Source organism: Acidovorax sp. KPB24-07 (assembly GCF_057543315.1).
Window position 1 is genome coordinate 1 of the sequence record NZ_BAAJYS010000516.1, and the last position, 1,991, is coordinate 1,991.

At 69.9% G+C, this 1,991-nt stretch carries 2 protein-coding genes; one reads left to right on the plus strand and one right to left on the minus strand.

Annotated features, from left to right (window positions below):
• Positions 1 to 307: 307 nt before the first annotated feature.
• A complete protein-coding gene (locus AC27IQ_RS23310; protein WP_487090971.1) occupies positions 308 to 1,360 on the minus strand; it encodes a tetratricopeptide repeat protein in 1,053 nt (350 codons plus the stop codon).
• A 194-nt stretch (positions 1,361 to 1,554) separates the two neighbouring features.
• Between AC27IQ_RS23310 and AC27IQ_RS23315 the strand changes: the two genes are divergently transcribed.
• Complete coding sequence (locus AC27IQ_RS23315) at positions 1,555 to 1,791, plus strand: hypothetical protein (protein WP_487090970.1); 237 nt, start codon at positions 1,555 to 1,557, stop codon at positions 1,789 to 1,791.
• The last annotated feature ends 200 nt before the right edge of the window (positions 1,792 to 1,991 follow it).

Consider the following 1,991-nt stretch of genomic DNA (forward strand, 5'->3'; position numbering starts at 1 on the left):
GGCCGTGGCCGCCAACCAGGCGCGGCGCGTCCAGCCGGCGGGCGGGGCAGGGGGCGCTGGCGGTTTCATGGAGTGCATGGCGGGTGGCCTGGCGCGCGCAGGGTGCGGCGGGTGGCAAGGGGGGTGACGAAAGCAGGCAGGGGCATCCAGCCATTGTCACCGCGCGGAAAAAAGCGGTTGGCGCAGACCGATCGGTGCCTGCACGTGGCCAGCCCCATGGCGCGGTAGCTGGGGCCGGCAGACCGTCCCGTGGTGGGTGGCCGGTGGGGAGCGCCGCAGCGCCTGCGACCGTTCCCTCAGCGGGCCATCACAGCCCGTAGAACGTGCGATTGGCTTGCATGCGCGCGGTCTCCGATGCCGGAAAGCGCTGATCGCGCAGCAGTTGGCGCAAGGCGTCCCGGCCCTGGTCCTGCGCGCCGGGGGCGTAGAAGGAACTGACGGCCAGTTCGTCCAGCGCGCGCCAGGCGTACACCGCGCCGTCCACGAACAGGATGTCCGCCGGCCTCGGGATGCGCGCGGCCTGCTGGGCATACAGGTGCGCCAGCGCGAACTCCGACCGCAGGCGGTGGTAGCGCGCCAGCTCGCACAGCGGTTCGGCGCGCTGGGGCCGCTGTGCGTAGGCGGCGAGATAGGCGTCGCGCACCGCGCTGTCGGGCATCTGCAGGCGCTCGGTCAGCACTGCCACCTGGAACAGTGCGTACCAGGATTCCTCTTCCCAGCCGCCCATGCCGGCGCGGCGGCGGTACCACTCCAGGCTGTCCTGCAGGCGGCCCGCGTCGCGGTAGCTTTGCGCCAGATAGAACACATTGCGGGTGTTGTCCGGGTGCTCGCGCAGGTCCTGCTCCAGCACCGCGATGTCGCGCAGGTAGGTGTCGGGATCGCGCCCGCGCGCGCCGTCATGGGCCACCTCGATGACCGGCCCCGCCAGCGTCTGCCAGGGCCCGTGCGAGGGCGCGGCCAGGTACTCGTGCAGCACGCCTTCCCAGCGCCAGTCCACGCGCGTGGCCACCATGCTGTTGCGCTGGTATTCCCAGCCGTTCATATCGCACAGGAAGAGGTAGCCGTCCGCGTCGAGCGCCGGCCACCGGTACTGCGCCGGCATGCGCAGCTGCTCATCGGCGTCGATGAACAGCAGGTAGGCGGCATGCGGGCGGGCCAGTTCCAGGGCCTCGTTGCGGTTGTGCGCGAAGTTCTTCCACGGGCGCTCGTGCAGGGTGCCGGGAAGGTCGTGCAGGAAGCGGCGAACGATGTCCTGCGTACCGTCCGTGGAGCCCGTGTCCACGATGACCCAATGGTCGATGAACGGCCGCACCGAAGCGAGGCACCGGGTGATCACCGGTGCCTCGTTCTTCACGATCATGTTCAGGCAGATGCGGGGGCGGATCACTGTGGGTGCCGTGGCACCCGCAGGCACGGAAAGCCGAAGGCGTTCATATCCCGGGATGCCTCACGGAGGGGCGTTACTGGCAATACGCTTCAGCCACCACGTTGGCGACTTCGGTGCAGTTGAACTTGCAGGACCACTGCGTTGCGGACGAGCGATAGGATGATGCGATGACGTTGCGGAAGTCGGTCGAATTGCATCCGCCAGACACGACGTTGCCCGCGCTGCAGGTCGCCGTCCGGGTGTCCTCGCCAGTACCGCCGTTGCAATTGGTGGCCGTAGACTGGGATGTGGTCAACGAGCCTACGCTGCCCGTGGCCCCCGTTGCGCCAGTGGCGCCCGTCACGCCGGTCGCTCCTGTGGCGCCGGTCACACCCGTGGCACCGGTCACGCCCTGGATGCCTTGAACTCCCTGATTGCCTTGAGCGCCTTGAGGCCCCGTCGGCCCCGTCGCTCCGGTGGTTCCTGTCGGGCCGGTCACGCCCGTCGCTCCCGTGACGCCGGTCACGCCCTGGATCCCTTGGGGGCCGGTGGCGCCGGTCGTGCCCGTGGCTCCGGTCACCCCTGTCGCGCCAGTGGCGCCCGTCACGCCGGTCGCTCCTGTGGC

Excerpts from the sequence above, each read along its gene's own strand:
- AC27IQ_RS23310 (WP_487090971.1), bottom strand. The coding sequence starts at position 1,360 with ATGATCGTGAAGAACGAGGCACCGGTGATCACCCGGTGCCTCGCTTCG.
- AC27IQ_RS23315 (WP_487090970.1), top strand. The coding sequence starts at position 1,555 with ATGACGTTGCGGAAGTCGGTCGAATTGCATCCGCCAGACACGACGTTG.